Below are 1,893 nucleotides of genomic sequence, written 5' to 3'. Positions count from 1 at the left end.
CAGTAGTAATGGTTAGAGGTAACTCATTGGACTGTTTTAGCTGATTAAATTTATCAGCAGTCACTAAATACTCATCGAAGTCTTTGAATTGGCGAGAGCCTTGTACCCAGAGATCCCCAGCCCGTAGCGAGTTTTTAAGTTCAGATAACACACATATTTCGTAATAGCGGCGATCAATACCATCATCGGTAAAGACTAGTCTTGCCCACCGTTTTTTGATAAACGCTATTGGAGCATTAGAGGGGATTTTTCGTGTATTATCAACATTCATGCTGCGGAGCAACTCTACAGCGGCAAGCATATCTTTTGCTGCTGGGGCAGCACGCAATTTAAGTATGGCAAGAAGTTCTGGCGCGTAACGGCGTAAAGTTGCATAGCTCTCGCCAATTCGTGGTAAAAAATCAAAGTCTTCGGGTTGCGCCAGTTTTTCTGCCTCAGTAATACTTGCTGCAAAAGCATCCCATGAAATAACAGTTTCGATGGCGGCAAACGGATCACTGCCATTTTGCTTGGCATCTAGCAAGGCTTTCCCGATAAGCCCATACAAACGCACTTTGTCGTTGATCGCTTTACCTGATGATTGAAATTGTTGCTGGTGTTTATTTTTTGCGATAGCAAATAGCTTTCCAATAATGCGATCATGCAGGTCAATAATTTCGTCGGTGATCGTGGCCATACTCTCCACAACGATTGCTACCAAAGTGGCATATCGACGTTGAGATTCAAATCTGGCCAAATCAGCAGGAGTCATTTGCCCACCTTCGCGAGCAATTTTCAGTAAGCGATTTTGATGAACGTGTTTTCCAATGTCTTCAGGTAGATCGATGGCTTGTAAGCACTTCAGCCGCTCAATGTGCTCAAGCATGTACTTTGAGTTTGGTTTAGCTGGTGACTGTCTAAGCCACCCCAATATTGTCAGTTTGCTGCCCTCTTTACGGTTCAGCAAAGCATCTATATTTTGACGATGAGTTTCTGAAAGTGAGCTCGTCAAAGCAGTATAAATTATGCGGTTGGCAGATGTGATTGCTTCTGCGCAAATACTATCAATTGCATTTATAGCTGGCAAAAGGACTGATTTTTGTCGTAAATTTTCAACGAGAGTTGTGGCTAAAATAAGACCTTTATCTGTCTGAAGGGACAAATCCACCATCATATTGACCGATTGCCGATAGTCACTCAAGGTGAATAGTTTGAACCCAAAAACTTTTTTCAATTCGGCAATATGTTCTCGTCTTGTTTGCTCGCGCTGACCATAATCATTCCAGCAGTCCACTGATATACTAAGTTGAGCAGCCATCATGAAAAGTAAGGGTTTGAATGGTTCGTCGTTAATACCCAATATCACTCCAGGGTAACGCATGTAGCAAAGTTGAATTGCAAAGCCTAGCTTGTTGGATGCCCCTCGATGTTGATGGACTATGGATTTATCAGAATCACTCAGAGTGTAATGCTGAAGCATAAAAGCTCTATCATCTGGAATTTCGAACAGGCTTCCCAATTCCGTGGACGACAAAATAGAATGGCGCGGCATGGCTCATTAGTCCCAAATAAACTAAACTATTAAAGGTACATTATTTTGTACCGCCACGCTTAGCTTTGCGCTGCAATTTCGCAAGGAGGTTCAATTGGGACAGAATGCGGCCATTTATTGCCGAGTATCAACGAACGATCAGTCCTGCGAACGACAGGAATATGACCTACGTGCCTACGCCAATCGTTGCGGCTACGATGTTGTCGGTGTTTGGAAAGAAACTGCATCAGGCAGTAAGGATGAGAGATTGCAAAGAAAATACTTGATGACCATGGCGCAATCTCGTGAAATCGATGCCATCTTGGTGACGGAATTGACACGCTGGGGCAGAAGCACCGTGGATCTCGTACAGTCATTACAAG

Annotated in this window: 1 protein-coding gene and 1 pseudogene; one reads left to right on the top strand and one right to left on the bottom strand. The window is 43.5% G+C overall.

Annotated elements, in window-relative coordinates; translation table 11 throughout:
• A pseudogene (locus IRT38_RS17350) lies at nt 1-1,531 on the bottom strand (Tn3-like element ISAcsp1 family transposase); the annotation flags it as partial.
• A 94-nt stretch (nt 1,532-1,625) separates the two neighbouring features.
• Here IRT38_RS17350 and IRT38_RS17345 point away from each other — a divergent pair.
• Nucleotides 1,626-1,893, top strand: a 268-nt coding sequence (locus IRT38_RS17345; RefSeq protein WP_135897997.1) for a recombinase family protein, incomplete at its 3' end; no start/stop codon positions are given.

Source organism: Acinetobacter sp. SK-43, from assembly GCF_015351505.1.
Classification (GTDB): domain Bacteria; phylum Pseudomonadota; class Gammaproteobacteria; order Pseudomonadales; family Moraxellaceae; genus Acinetobacter; species Acinetobacter junii.
This window is presented reverse-complemented; position numbering and strand designations above follow the sequence as displayed.